Origin of the sequence: Caballeronia sp. AZ7_KS35, assembly GCF_023631045.1 — a bacterium.
In the GTDB taxonomy this organism is placed as follows: Bacteria; Pseudomonadota; Gammaproteobacteria; order Burkholderiales; family Burkholderiaceae; genus Caballeronia; species Caballeronia zhejiangensis.
This window is the reverse complement of sequence record NZ_JALQDV010000017.1, coordinates 17657-31046: the sequence shown is the minus strand read 5'-3', so window position 1 is coordinate 31046 and position 13390 is coordinate 17657. Positions and strand designations below refer to the sequence as shown.

Annotated in this window: 14 protein-coding genes; 8 read left to right on the top strand and 6 right to left on the bottom strand. The window is 64.0% G+C overall.

All coding sequences use genetic code 11. The features are described 5' to 3' along the window. Positions 1 to 21 precede the first annotated feature (21 nt). Positions 22 to 2169, top strand: a complete 2148-nt coding sequence (locus NCT05_RS13850; RefSeq protein WP_250502580.1) for a D-(-)-3-hydroxybutyrate oligomer hydrolase — start codon at positions 22 to 24, stop codon at positions 2167 to 2169. Positions 2170 to 2173: 4 nt separating this feature from the next. Here NCT05_RS13850 and NCT05_RS13845 read toward each other — a convergent pair whose 3' ends face one another. Both NCT05_RS13845 and NCT05_RS13840 read right to left on the bottom strand, forming a co-directional pair. After that, positions 2174 to 2950 carry a DUF2242 domain-containing protein gene (locus NCT05_RS13845; RefSeq protein ID WP_250502579.1) on the bottom strand — a complete coding sequence of 259 codons (777 nt, stop codon included), beginning with the start codon at positions 2948 to 2950 and terminating at the stop codon, positions 2174 to 2176. Positions 2951 to 3122: 172 nt separating this feature from the next. Next, the gene (locus NCT05_RS13840; protein WP_034471613.1) at positions 3123 to 3473 is read right to left on the bottom strand and encodes a DUF4148 domain-containing protein; all 351 of its coding nucleotides are present in this window, start codon (positions 3471 to 3473) and stop codon (positions 3123 to 3125) included. A 385-nt stretch (positions 3474 to 3858) separates the two neighbouring features. On the opposite strand from NCT05_RS13840, the gene NCT05_RS13835 reads away from it, so the two are divergent. Then, positions 3859 to 4149 (top strand): co-chaperone GroES, encoded by a 291-nt coding sequence (locus NCT05_RS13835; protein ID WP_006999126.1) that lies wholly within the window; start codon positions 3859 to 3861, stop codon positions 4147 to 4149. A gap of 95 nt (positions 4150 to 4244) precedes the next feature. Then, on the top strand, positions 4245 to 5885 hold the full coding sequence (groL, locus tag NCT05_RS13830; protein WP_008342681.1) for a chaperonin GroEL: 1641 nt from the start codon (positions 4245 to 4247) through the stop codon (positions 5883 to 5885). A gap of 97 nt (positions 5886 to 5982) precedes the next feature. Here groL and NCT05_RS13825 read toward each other — a convergent pair whose 3' ends face one another. The 3 genes from NCT05_RS13825 to thiD are packed head-to-tail and all read right to left on the bottom strand — an operon-like array spanning position 5983 to position 8086. Further along, positions 5983 to 6375: a hypothetical protein gene (locus NCT05_RS13825; protein ID WP_175980444.1), complete on the bottom strand. Its 393-nt coding sequence runs from the start codon at positions 6373 to 6375 to the stop codon at positions 5983 to 5985. Positions 6376 to 6399: 24 nt separating this feature from the next. Next, the gene (locus NCT05_RS13820; RefSeq protein WP_244807560.1) at positions 6400 to 7179 is read right to left on the bottom strand and encodes a DUF72 domain-containing protein; all 780 of its coding nucleotides are present in this window, start codon (positions 7177 to 7179) and stop codon (positions 6400 to 6402) included. A gap of 31 nt (positions 7180 to 7210) precedes the next feature. Then, a complete protein-coding gene (thiD, locus tag NCT05_RS13815) occupies positions 7211 to 8086 on the bottom strand; it encodes a bifunctional hydroxymethylpyrimidine kinase/phosphomethylpyrimidine kinase (RefSeq protein ID WP_034471621.1) in 876 nt (291 codons plus the stop codon). A 309-nt stretch (positions 8087 to 8395) separates the two neighbouring features. Between thiD and NCT05_RS13810 the strand changes: the two genes are divergently transcribed. Beyond that, a complete protein-coding gene (locus NCT05_RS13810) occupies positions 8396 to 8566 on the top strand; it encodes a rubredoxin (protein WP_008342674.1) in 171 nt (56 codons plus the stop codon). Positions 8567 to 8917: 351 nt separating this feature from the next. Next, entirely contained in the window at positions 8918 to 10312 is a 1395-nt protein-coding gene (locus NCT05_RS13805) for a hypothetical protein (protein ID WP_250502578.1), read from the top strand. Here NCT05_RS13805 and NCT05_RS13800 read toward each other — a convergent pair. After that, positions 10309 to 11808, bottom strand: coding sequence for a cryptochrome/photolyase family protein (locus tag NCT05_RS13800; protein WP_250502577.1), 1500 nt, complete (start codon positions 11806 to 11808; stop codon positions 10309 to 10311). The genes NCT05_RS13805 and NCT05_RS13800 overlap by 4 nt on opposite strands. A gap of 30 nt (positions 11809 to 11838) precedes the next feature. On the opposite strand from NCT05_RS13800, the gene NCT05_RS13795 reads away from it, so the two are divergent. Genes NCT05_RS13795 through pyrR form a run of 3 tightly spaced genes read left to right on the top strand, consistent with a single transcriptional unit; the run spans position 11839 to position 13362 of the window. Beyond that, entirely contained in the window at positions 11839 to 12417 is a 579-nt protein-coding gene (locus NCT05_RS13795; RefSeq protein ID WP_008342667.1) for a YqgE/AlgH family protein, read from the top strand. Beyond that, positions 12414 to 12860 (top strand): Holliday junction resolvase RuvX, encoded by a 447-nt coding sequence (gene ruvX / locus NCT05_RS13790; RefSeq protein ID WP_244807555.1) that lies wholly within the window; start codon positions 12414 to 12416, stop codon positions 12858 to 12860. Before NCT05_RS13795 ends, ruvX begins: the two co-directional genes overlap by 4 nt. Continuing rightward, positions 12847 to 13362, top strand: a complete 516-nt coding sequence (gene pyrR, locus NCT05_RS13785) for a bifunctional pyr operon transcriptional regulator/uracil phosphoribosyltransferase PyrR (RefSeq protein ID WP_250502576.1) — start codon at positions 12847 to 12849, stop codon at positions 13360 to 13362. The genes ruvX and pyrR overlap by 14 nt, the downstream gene beginning before the upstream one ends. The last annotated feature ends 28 nt before the right edge of the window (positions 13363 to 13390 follow it).

The following is a 13390-nucleotide window of genomic DNA, read 5'->3' as shown; positions in this document are numbered from 1 at the left end:
GAACCGATGGCGGAGATTCAAATGAAAAGACTCGCGCGTTTCCCGAGGTTGCAGGCTTTGCAGGATGTGCCGCGAACGGCCGCGCTCGGCGCGCTGGCGTTGCTCGCGGCGGCGACACTAGCCGCATGCCACGGCGGCGATGACGACAACGGCGGTGGCGGCCAGCCGGCCAACAGCTTGCCGAGCTTCATCTCGGGCTCGGTGAACACCCAGACTTACGACGGCGTCTCCGACGATTTGCTCACGGCCGGTCTCGGCAAGACGGGGCTCGCGTCGGCGACCGCGCCGACGTTCGCGAAGCCCGCCGCGCCGACCGCAGCCGAATTGCGCCGTCTCGCGATCTATTCCAACTACCGCGCGCTCGTCGACATGTCGGCGAACGGCGGCTACGGCCGCTTCTGGGGGCCGAATATCGATCTGAACGGCAACGACTCGCTCGGCGAAGGCAAGATCGCGGGCAAGGAATACATCGCCTATGCGGACGATGGCAGCGGCAGGCAGAACGTGAGCCTGCTCGTGCAGATCCCGACGAGCTTCAATCCGGATCAGCCGTGCATCGTCACGGCGACGTCATCAGGATCGCGCGGCGTCTACGGTGCGATTTCGGCGGCGGGCGAGTGGGGCCTCAAGCGCGGCTGCGCGGTCGCCTACACGGACAAGGGCAGCGGCAACGGCGCGCAGGAAATTTCGACGACGCTCGTCACGCTCATCGACGGCACGCTCGCCAGTGCGGACATCGCCGGAACCAAGGCGATCTTCAAGGCGAACGTGAGCGCGTCGGCGCTGTCGTCGTTCAATTCTGCGTTCCCGAATCGCTACGCGTACAAGCACGCGCATTCGCAGCAAAACCCGGAGCAGGACTGGGGCAAGAACACGCTGCAGGCGATACAGTTCGCGTACTGGGCGCTCAACGACATGTTCGGGCCGGTCAGCGGATCGACGCATCAGGTGCGCTACAGCAAGGGCAGCATCACGACGATCGCGGCATCGGTGAGCAACGGCGGCGGCGCATCGCTGGCGGCGGCGGAGCAGGACACCGATGGCTGGATCACGGCGGTCGTCGTCGGCGAGCCGCAGATCAATCTGAATTTGCCGTCGCAGGTTTCGGTGCGGCAGGGCGGCGTGCCGGTCGGCTCGTTCGGCAGGCCGCTCGCGGATTACATGACGCTCGCGAACCTGCTGCAGCCGTGCGCGGCGCTCGCGCCCGCTGCGGCAGGCGCGCCGTATCTGACGACGCTTCTGCCCGCCACGACCAACGCGATCCGCACGGCGCGCTGTGCGACGCTTGCCGCCAACGGCTTCGTCACGGGCGGCACGACGACGGAGCAGGCGACCGATGCGCTGAACCGTCTGCATCAGGCAGGCTACGAGAGCGATTCCGACACGCTGCACGCGCCGATGTGGGATTCGCAGGCGGTGCCGGCCGTCGCCGTCACCTACGCCGATGCGTACATGAAAGCGAGCGTGCTCGACAATCTCTGCGAGTTCAGCTTCGGCACGACCAGCGCGGCGACGGGCGCGGCCGGCGTCACGCCGCTCGTCTCGCCGATGCCGACGATCTTCGGCAACGGCAACGGCGTGCCGCCGACCAACGGCATCAACCTGGTCTACAACGCGGGAACGACGGGCGCGGCGGATCATCGGCTGGCGACGCCCGATGCGAGCTACGCGGGCGCCGCCTGCCTGCGCGCGTTATGGACGAACGGCAACGCGACGATGGCGGGCAGCGTCAATGCGATCCGCGTGAACGCGAATCTGCGCGGCAAGCCCGCGATCATCGTGCAGGGCCGGGCGGATGCGCTCGTGCCGATCAATCATGCGTCGCGGCCGTATCTGGGTGCGAATCGCGTGGCGGAGGGAAGCAAGAGCCAGCTTTCACTGTATGAGATCACGAACGGTCAGCACTTCGACGCGTTCCTGAGCGTGGCGGGCTTCGACACGCGCTTCATTCCGGTCCACTACTACGACATTCAGGCGCTCAACCTGATGTGGAACCACCTGAAGAACAACGCGCCGCTGCCGCCGTCGCAGGTGGTGCGAACGGTCGCGCGCGGCGGCAAGGCGGGTTCGGCGCCCGCCCTCACGACGTCGAATCTGCCGCCCATCGCGACCGATCCCGGCGCGAACGCGATCTCGGTGGCGGGCGGCATCGTCAACGTGCCGAACTGACTGTTCAGTGCGTCACGGTGGCCGCAGGCACTGCGGCCGCCGACGCCGCCGGGACTTCCGACGCGCCAGCCGCAGGCGCAGGCGCAGCCGCAGCCGCATCCGCATCCGGCCTCTGGATCGCGGTCGCGGCGGCGGGCGCCTGCACGACGATGGGCGTCGGCGTCAGCTCGGGCGAACTCACGATGATCGACGGCGCGAGCGGCTTGCTTTTCACTTCGTCGCCGGCGACGGGCGCGCTGCGCGGCACCGTGTTCAGATAGTGGCCCATCAGACCGAAGAATCGGTCATAGAACTTGCCGGCGGGCACGGTCTCGCTGGAAATCTTGACCATCGCGTCGCTGTTCGAGCGGATCGGCAGCGACAGCGAGCCGAGCACGCTCAAGCCCACGCTCGCGGACGTGTCGCTCTTCTTGAGCGCATAGCCGTCCTGCACGGCGTTCACGTACGCGATGCTTTGGTTCGTCGCGTTTTCGCCGGGCGTGCATACGACGTGGAACGAGACGACGACGTGCGTTTCGGCGCTCGGCTGGAAATTCTTGGTCGCGTCGACGGTGTCGGGCTGGCCCATCGTCGTGAGGAAGCCTTGCGACAGCAGCGCACGCCGCGCGGCCTCGCAGGTTTCGTTGACGGTGGCGTCGAAATTGTGCGCGAACGGGCTTACGCCGGTGCTGAACAGCTCCTGCTGATAGCTCGGCGTGGTGGCGGCGCGGCCGCCGCACCCGACAAGGGCGGTCAGCGCGAGCGACACGAACACGAGACGCGACGATGCGAGAGATGACATGAGCGGCTTAAGACGGAGAGCGAGAGGAACGAAGAGAAGCAGGTGAAGATTGTAGTGCCAGCGGTATCACCGACGAAAAAGCATAGGTCTTAGTTCCTTCAGCAAGCGAAAAGCCCGGCACGCGAGGCCGGGCTTCGTCGGATGCGGCGTCGCGCGCCGCTTTGCGTTTCGCTTACGGACGATTGAAGTCGACCGGATTGGCATCGGCGGCGGGACGGACGATACGGCTCAAAAAGCCGACGCGCGCCGGTTTCCCCGATGCCGACGCGCCATCGCTCACGCCGCCAAACGACGCGTTCGATGCGCTTTGTTGCGCGGCCACGCGCGCTTCGGCAGCCTGAATCTCGGCGGGATACGTAGCTTGATCGGCCATCGGCTTATAGCCGGCGCGTTCGAGCTGGACAAGCTCGGCGCGCACTTGCGCACGGGTGGCAGGACCGTCTTCGCGCGCTTGCGCAAAAGCCGGCGCGGCGAGTACGGCTGCAATGGCGATGGCGGGAACGATTGATTTGAACTTGAACATGATGACCTCCGGATGCTGTTTTAAGGAACGTCGCGGCGGAGTGTGTGTCTTTCCGTTGCATCGTCGTTGAGATGCAGTCTAGGCTCCGGACGACCTAGGAAAAACCCTAATCCGACGAAATCACTTTTGTCGAATCGACATTAATTCTGTCAATCGGTTTGTGATTTCGATTGAGCTGATTTCCCGCCTATGGACGCAGTGCCGTTTTTCAAGAGCCAGGCTGCTTAAGCGTTTTCCCGACCTTCGCGTCCTTGAAATTGTCAAAGTCGCTCCATATAATTGGCACTCACTGCACGAGAGTGCTAACAAGATTGCCGTCCGGCGAGACTCTTCTCAAAGGACGGGTTTTCCCGCGTTTTCAGTCTCAATCAAGAGAGGAGTGTGTATGAACCTTCGTCCTTTGCACGATCGCGTCATCGTCAAACGTCTGGACCAGGAAACCAAGACCGCATCGGGCATCGTGATCCCTGAAGCAGCCGCTGAGAAGCCGGATCAAGGCGAAGTCCTGGCCATCGGCCCGGGCAAGCGCGATGACAAGGGCGCGCAAATCGCCCTCGACGTGAAGGTCGGCGACCGTGTTCTGTTCGGCAAGTACGCTGGCCAGACCGTCAAGGTCGACGGGCAGGAACTGCTCGTCATGCGCGAAGAAGACATCATGGCCGTTCTGGTCAAGTAAGCATCTTTCCTGCACGTTCGGCTTCGTCTGCCTGAGCCGCTCCTCCGAGCGCCGCAGCGAAGCCAGCAAACCGAATCGAATCAAGGAGTTTGGATATGGCAGCTAAAGAAGTCACTTTTGGCGATTCCGCACGCGCCAAGATGGTCGAAGGCGTGAACATCCTGGCCAACGCGGTCAAGGTCACGCTGGGTCCGAAGGGCCGCAACGTCGTGCTCGAGCGCTCTTTCGGCGGCCCGACGGTCACGAAGGACGGTGTGTCGGTCGCGAAGGAAATCGAACTGAAGGACAAGCTCCAGAACATGGGCGCGCAAATGGTCAAGGAAGTTGCTTCCAAGACCAGCGACAACGCAGGTGACGGCACCACGACCGCTACTGTGCTCGCGCAGTCCATCGTTCGCGAAGGCATGAAGTACGTCGCATCGGGCATGAACCCGATGGACCTGAAGCGCGGCATCGACAAGGCCGTGGCTGCAGCAATCGAAGAACTGCGCAAGATCAGCAAGCCCTGCACGACGAACAAGGAAATCGCGCAAGTCGGCTCGATCTCGGCGAACAGCGACACGTCGATCGGCGAGCGCATCGCTGAAGCGATGGACAAGGTCGGCAAGGAAGGCGTCATCACCGTCGAAGACGGCAAGTCGCTGCAAGACGAGCTGGACGTCGTCGAAGGTATGCAATTCGACCGCGGCTACCTGTCGCCGTACTTCATCAACAACCCGGACAAGCAAGTCGCCGTCCTCGAAAACCCGTTCGTGCTGCTGCACGACAAGAAGGTTTCGAACATCCGCGATCTGCTACCGGTTCTGGAACAAGTCGCGAAGGCTGGCCGTCCGCTGCTGATCATCGCTGAAGACGTCGAAGGCGAAGCGCTGGCTACGCTGGTCGTCAACAACATCCGCGGCATCCTGAAGACGGTTGCTGTCAAGGCTCCGGGCTTCGGCGACCGCCGCAAGGCCATGCTGGAAGACATCGCGATCCTGACCGGCGGTCAAGTCGTCGCGGAAGAAACCGGCCTGACACTCGAGAAGGCAACGCTGGCTGAACTGGGCCAGGCGAAGCGCATCGAAGTGGGCAAGGAAAACACGACGATCATCGACGGCGCTGGCGAAGCCGTGAACATCGAAGCTCGCGTGAAGCAAGTGCGCAAGCAGATCGAAGAAGCGACGTCGGACTACGACCGTGAAAAGCTGCAAGAGCGCGTGGCCAAGCTGGCCGGCGGCGTTGCGGTGATCAAGGTCGGCGCTGCGACCGAAGTCGAAATGAAGGAAAAGAAGGCACGTGTCGAAGACGCACTGCACGCAACGCGCGCAGCTGTGGAAGAAGGCATCGTGGCAGGTGGCGGCGTTGCGCTGATCCGCGCTCGCAAGGCGATCGACGGGCTGAAGGGCGCGAACGCAGACCAGGACGCTGGTATCAAGATCGTTCTGCGCGCAATGGAAGAGCCGCTGCGCCAGATCGTCACGAACGGCGGCGAAGAAGCTTCGGTCGTGGTGGCAGCAGTTGCTCAAGGTACGGGCAACTACGGCTATAACGCGGCAACCGGCGAGTACGGTGACCTGGTGGAAGCCGGTGTCGTCGACCCGACGAAGGTGACGCGCACGGCGCTGCAAAACGCGGCATCGGTGGCTGGCCTGCTGCTGACGACCGACGCAGCTGTCGCCGAACTGCCGAAGGAAGATGCTCCGATGCCTGGCGGCATGCCCGGCGGCATGGGCGGCATGGGCATGGACATGTAATCTGGCGAAAGCCGATTACATCGGCGCGGGCTTCGAAAGAGGCTCGCGTCACGCCGAAAGAAGAAACCCGCAGCGATGCGGGTTTTTTTCGTCCGGACTATTTGTTCATTTCCTCGCGCAACTTCTGCGCGGCGGCCTTGTAGTCGTACGTCGGATAGAACTCCGTCCGATATCCGCCCCATGCGGTGCTTTCGATCGCGCGGTTGACTTCGCGCAACCGGTCGGCGGGTACGCGCAACGTGACGACCTGACCGATTCCCATCATCACGTACCACGACACCACTTCGACGCCCGGCGGCGGAAACTGCTTGAAGTAGCCTTGCTCCTTCAACTGCTGATTGATCTGGGGTAGCGTCTTCGATTCGTCGTGCTTGAGGAAGATCGTCAGCAGGAACGTGCCATCGCCGGCGGGCGTGGCGTTCTGAGCGTGTGCCGGCGTGGCCGTGAAAATGCAAGACGCGGCGAGCGTGGCCGCAAGCAGCTTGAGCATCTGAGGAAGCCTCCAAAAAGAACTTCAGACCTTGTGATGAATCCGCAGCCGCTCCATCAGATGCAGCGCGTTGGGCTGCGCGTGGCCCTCGGCGGTGTTGTCGAAGATGCACCAGACTTCGGCCGTCTTCTTCGCGCGGTTGTGCAGCGTGCGCGCGAGTTCGTCGAGATACGTGTAGTCGTACGAAGACCTGTATAACTCGGGCGAGCCGTGCAGCCGCACATACACGAGCGATGCATCCGCGCGATGCTTGATCTCGCATTCGTCGGGAATCGGGTCGGCGTCGACGTATGCAATGTGATGCGACTTCAGCAACGCTGCCGCGTGCGTCGTGAACCAGCTATGTTCGCGCGCCTCGCACGCGACCGGCAACGTCGTGCGCTCGCGCAGCGCCTTGAAAAACGCGTCGGCGATGTCGTGATCGAACGGCAGGCTCGGCGGCAATTGCACGAGCCAGCATCCGAGCTTGTCGCCGAGTTGGCCGGCCGCGCGGAGAAAGTCGTCGAGCAGCGATTCGATATCGACGAGACGCGCGTCGTGCGTGATCGCCTTCGGCAGCTTGACCGAGAACCGGAATGACTCGGGCACGCTGTGCGCCCAGTTCGCGTAGGTCTGCTCGCGATGCGGCTTGTAGAAACTGGAGTTGATCTCGACGCACGTCAGAACGTGCGAGTAGCGTTCGAGATGAGTGCCTTCATGCGGAAAGCTCGCGGAGACACCGCTCGACAGGCCCCAGCCCGCGCAGCCGATGCGGATCGCACCTTGCGGGCCGGGCTTGTGCAGATGGGGCAGTCGGTATGGCATGCGCTCGCGTCGCCTCCCTTCTTGTTGTGTGTCAGTGTCGGGCTTCTCCGGGCAATCCCGTTGGATCGTCGGGCAGCGCGGATGCGTCGCCTTCTTCGTCTGCATCGTTCGAGCGCGCCCAGAAAAAGCGATCCGGCAGATACGCGCCCATGCCGGGCCGGAACGCGGCGCGCGCGGCCTGAAATACGTACTCTTGCGCCTCACGCGCGGCCTCGGCAGGTTCCTGACCGTTGGCGAGCAGGGCGGCGACCGCCGAGCCGAGCGTATCGGTCAGGCCCATGATGCGTTGCACGCTGCGCTCCCACGTATCCTGTCGCACGAGCCCTTCCTCGCTGTAGAGCGTGTTGACGTGACGATGCGTGCCGGTTTCCATCGCGAGCACGTACTCGCAGCCCTGCGCCAGAATGTGGGAAATCGCGGAATCGAGCGTCGGCGATTCCGCGTCGCTGTCGGGCTGCGCGAGTTGCAGTAGCGTGGCGTGATCGGCAATCAGCATGGTGGTCTGCGGCACGAGCAGATCGGCGAGCGATTCGCGCAGTTCGTCGGCGGACAGGACGTGTTCGTCGTCGAGCGTGAAATCGGGCGCGAGGATCAGCGGCACGTCGTCGTAATCGGAGACGACTTCGGCGATCGCGGACACGAGCTCCGCGCGCGTCGCCGCGCCGATCTTGAAGGCGGCGATTGGCATGTCCTCTAGCAACATGCGCGCCTGGGTCGCGACGGTGTCCGGATCGAGACCCGTCACTTCATCGCAGGTCGCGGAATCGCGCACCGCGTAGCCCGTCAGCACGGTCGCGCCGTGACAGCCCATGCTGGCGAGCGTCAGCAAGTCGGCCTGCAGGCCGGAGCCGCCCGTGGGATCGGAAAGGCCGAAGGTGAGTACGATCGGTGGGGAATCGCCGGTCATGGCAAAAACGGACATTATGGTATTGGATTGCTTGAATGGACGATCGGCTCTAAGCGAACTCGTGCGCGCCTTGGCGCGTGAGCGAATGCCCGCTCGGTCATGTCTGATTATGCGGCCTAACGCCGCCAGGAATGTTTCTTTGCGCACTTTTTTCCGGTGCGCTAGCGTTCTTCACCGGACCCGGCGTGACCGCCGTTTCGACCGATGTCACGATGCGCGCACCGCAGGCGGGCGGCTTGCTAGGCATCGGCGCGGCAACACGGTACCATCATGTCCTATTTTTAAACGACCAATCGACTCGGCATAAGTATGGAATACAGAAGCTGGATGTGCCTGATCTGCGGCTGGATCTACGACGAGGAGGCGGGATTGCCTGACGAGGGCATCGCGCCGGGCACGCGCTGGGAGGACGTTCCGATCAACTGGACCTGTCCAGAATGCGGAGCCCGCAAGGAAGATTTCGAGATGGTCCAGATCTGATCTCGTCGTTCTGCCGCGCCGCATGACTCGCGTCATGCGGCGCGCGTTTTTTGCGGATCGCGTACGTCGCTGACGGCGCGTGTCGCGCATGGGCCGCCGTCGGGCGGCCCTCCGATTTTTCGGATTTTGCAGCGTCAGATAATTTCGCTGCGGCGATTCCGGCGTCGCCCGACGTTGGCAAACAAAGATGCGAAAAGCCTTTGCAGGTTCGGTTCCCGCACTGGCCCGTTAAGGCATACGCTTGAAGCAGGCGCGGCGACGCCGTCTCTCGCCTGTCGATGACGCATTTAAACGGCGGGTGACGGCGGCCTTCCATCGCCGCGCCCGCGAACCGGCTTGTGAGCGCTTGTTATGACATCTCGTCTCGATCTGCCCGTTCCGTACGAAGCCTTGCCCAATCCGCGCGGCGGATCGGTGCGACTCGCAGAAATGGCGCTGACCGACGCGCTGCACGCGTTCCAGCGTCAGGGCGAAACCGGGGCGGCGCTCAAGCGCGCGATCGCCGCGTTGCATTCGGCGGGCTGGCTTCCCGCGCAGCGCTTCGCCGAGGCGCTGACGCTCGTCGCGCCGCTCGGCGAGGAATCGGAAGGTAGGCACGCACGCATCGCCGATGCGATCGCGGTTTTTCGCGGCGCGGTCGAGCGGCGCAATCTGCGCGAACTCTCGTGCTCGACGGCGCTCTTCGATCACTATCGCGGCCTGCATGCGTTGCTTGCATCGCATACGCGCATCGCGCCGGTCTCCTACGATGACCTTGCCCTCGCGGGCCGCGCGATCGCGCCGGCGACGCTGCGCGGCATCGCGCTGGAGCGGCTCGCGTACACGCGGGCGCGCTATGAGGAAACGTTGCTGAAACTCTTGCGCGGACCGGCCGAAGGCTCCGCCGACACCTTCGCGCGCCTCGACGCCTGCCTCGACGAACTGCGCGGCCCGGATCCTTACGATTTCTGGCGGCTCGCGTCGTCGACGGTCGTGGCGCTGCGTGAGCGCGCGCAGCGCACCGGCGGCGAGCTGGACTACATCGCCGACGTCAAGCGTCTCTACGCGCGCTTCAACCTCGTGCTGGCGGATCAGGCGCACGCGCTTTCGTATGCGCCACGCTCGCTCGTGCGCGCGACGCTCGCGCTGCTGTGGCGCGATTTCGCGCTGTACGGCGCGCGGCCGGAAGATGCCGACCACGTCGATGTCTTGCGCGATTACGGCCTGACGGTCGCGTGGCACGTCGCCGCGACACCCGAATCGGAAGCGGCGTGGGAAGAGAGCGCCGCGCAGGCGGGCGGGGAAGCGTCACGCGACGCCGCGACGCGCGATCTCGGCGTGCTGCGCGTGAACGCGAGTGCTTACGAGGACTTCCTGCAGAGCGCGGAAACGTCGATCGATGCGCTCGTCGAGCGCGGCGCGCAGGCGAACGAAACCGGCATGGTCGACGAAGCGGCGGCGCTGTCTGCGGCGGACGCGTCGCATCGGCTGGGCGCGGCGGCTTGCGCGCTAGGCCTCGGGCATGTCGCGCTCTTGGCGGATACGCTCGGCCTCGCATGGCGGCGCGTTGCGCATCACGGCGAAACGCACGCCGATGGCGCCGAAGGCGCGACACGCGGCATCGACGCGACCGTACCTGAGCGCGCCGCGCAAATGCTGCGTTCGATGCTGCATCAGGCAGCGGCCGGCATTGCGCCTTCGGAAGGGCGCGGATCGATCGTCGCGCTGACGTCGATGATCGAAAAACCTGCGCCGTTTGCCCGTTAATCTTCGCGGTCGTCGTCTCCGGGCGGAAGCGTTTTCGCGCCCGGCGCGCGCACGACGTCATAACGCATGAGCGTGCGTTTTCTGGCGACTTCGTGATCGACGATCGGCTGCGGATAATTCGCGCCGAGCGAGATCTTCGCCGCTTTCAGCGCATCCGATTTTGCAAGCCACGGCGCTTGGATATCGCGATCGGAAAGAGCCGCGATCTCTGGCACGTAATGACGGATGAACTTGCCCGCCGAATCGAATTTCCGTGACTGCGTGACCGGATTGAAGATGCGAAAGTACGGTTGCGCATCGCAGCCGCTCGACGCGGCCCATTGCCATCCGCCGTTGTTGTTCGACAGCTCGAAGTCGTTCAGATGCGCTTCGAAGTACGCCTCGCCGCGTCGCCAGTCGATGCCGAGATCCTTTGTCAGAAAGCTCGCCACGACCATGCGCAGACGGTTATGCATGTATCCCGACGCGTTGATCTGCCGCATCGCCGCATCGACGAGCGGATAGCCCGTCTGACCCGCGCACCACGCGGCGAAATTCGCGTCGGCGGCATGGCCCGTTTCCCAGTCGATGCGGTCGTACTCCGGCTTGAACGCGCGATGATCGCCAGCCACGCCGACGTGCGGAAAATGGTGCAGCACGGAGAAATAGAACTCCCGCCAGATCAGCTCGCCTAGCCACGTCTCGGCGCCCTTGTCGCCGTGACGCAGCGCATCGTGGGCGCTGCGGGCGAGCGCGCGGATCGACATCGTGCCGTGCCGCAAATGAACGCCGAGATAACTCGGGCCTTTTAGCGCGGGGAAATCGCGCGTGCGACCGTAGTCGGTCATGCGGTCGCGGAAATCGTCGAAGAGCTCATAGGCGCCGCGCGTGCCGGCGGGAAACGCAGGTGCGGGCGCATCGCCGAAACCGAGCGCATCGAGCGATGGAATCGCATGCTTCACGTTCGTCGGCGGCTTCGCGAGCGCGTCCAGACGATCTTCGGATGCGTAGGGCGCAAGCGCATCGGGCGTGAGCGTCGCGAGCCACTTGCGCTTGTACGGCGTGAAGACGGTGTAGGGCTTTGCAGCGCCTGTCATCACATCGTCGTGATCGAAGACGGCCTGATCCTTGAAAGAGAAGAACGCGATGTCCTGACTCGCAAGCTTCTGCGCGACGGCTTCGTCGCGCGCCTTCGCCGCCGGCTCGTAATCGCGATTGACGAACACGGCGTTCGCGCCGCATTCGCGTGCGAGCGAAGGAATATCGTGCACGGGGTGCCCGCGCCGCACGATCAACGCGCCGCCCGCCTCGCGCAGCGTGCGATCCAGCTCGACGACGCTCGCGTGAATGAACGGCACGCGCCGGTCTTTTTTGTCGAGCGGCGCAAGAATATCGCGATCGAAAACGAAGGCGCACAGCACCCGACGGCACCTTGTAAGCGCGTGATAGAGTGCAGCATTGTCTGCCGCGCGCAGATCCCGCCGAAACCAGACCAGACCCACATCAAAGTCGGCCATCTCGCAGCGCCTTTGTTAAAATTCTGAATTATGTCCAAGACTTCCGATCGCATCAATTTGACGAATCAGTTCCTGATCGCCATGCCCAACATGGCCGATCCGACGTTTTCAGGAACGGTGGTCTACCTTTGCGATCACACGGAGAAGGGCGCGCTCGGTCTCGTCATCAACCGGCCGACCGACATCGACCTTCAATCGCTCTTCAATCGCATCGATCTCAAGCTCGAAATCGAGCCGCTCGTCCATTTGCCCGTTTATTTCGGCGGTCCCGTGCAGACGGAGCGTGGCTTCGTGCTGCACGAAGCGGGCGAGGGCGAACCCTATAGCTCGTCGATGAGCGTGCCCGGCGGCCTTGCCATGACCACGTCGAAGGACGTGCTCGAAGCAGTCGCGAGCGGCAAGGGCCCCGAGCGCTTCCTGCTTACGCTCGGTCATGCCGGCTGGGGCGCGGGCCAGCTCGAAGAGGAAATCTCGAAGAACGGCTGGCTGACCGTCGAAGCCGATCCGCGCATCATCTTCGACGTACCAGCCGAAGACCGCCTCGAAGCGGCGCTCTCGCTGCTCGGCGTGTCGCGCTCGATGTTGTCCGGCGAAGCAGGGCACGCATGAGCCGCGAAGCCACGCTGCTGGCATTCGATTACGGCGAGAAACGCATTGGTGTCGCCGTCGGCAATACGCTCACCCGCCACGCGCGCGCGCTCGTCACGCTGGAAAACCGCAATCGCGAATATCGCTTCGTCGAAGTGGGCAAACTGCTCGACGAGTGGAAGCCCGACGCCATCGTCGTCGGCATGCCAATGCATCCCGACGGCACGCCGCACGAAATGAGCGCGCTCGCCAAGCGCTTCGGCAATCAGGTGAACGGACGTTTCAACGTGCCGGTGCAATGGGTGGACGAGCGCTACTCGTCCGTCGACGCCAAAGCCGATTTGCGCGAGCGCGGCGTGCGCGCCAATGCGCGGGGCCGCTTCGACGAAATCGACGCCGAAGCCGCGCGCGTCATCCTTCAACAATATCTCGACGGACTTGCCGACGATCATGAGTTCCATTGACGCCGAGGCGCTGTATCGCGCGCTCGTCGACCAGATTCGCGCTGCCTACGGACAATCGCTCGCCGCGCCCGACGGCGCCGTTCTCGCGGGCATTTTCAGCGGCGGCGTGTGGCTTGCCGAGCGGCTCGCGAAGGATCTGAACGCGCCGCGCTTCGGCGTGGTGAACGTGGCGCTGCATCGCGACGACTACGCGAAGAAAGGCCTGCACAGCCAGGCGAGCCCGACCTCGCTCCCCTTCGATGTGAACGGCCGCCGCATCATCCTGGTCGACGACGTGCTGTCCACGGGGCGCACCGTGCGCGCGGCGATCAACGAGCTGTACGACTATGGCCGTCCGGCATCGATCGATCTCGCGGTGCTCGCCGATCGCGGCGGGCGCGAAATGCCGATCGGCGCGCGTTTCACCGGCGCGACGCTCCATGTGCCCGCGAATCAGAATCTCGTGCTCGCGCGTCGCGAAGACGGCGCATTCGACTTCAGGACGGAAGCGCGCGCCAGCTGAAGCGAGCGCTTCGACGTCTTTTCAAAGT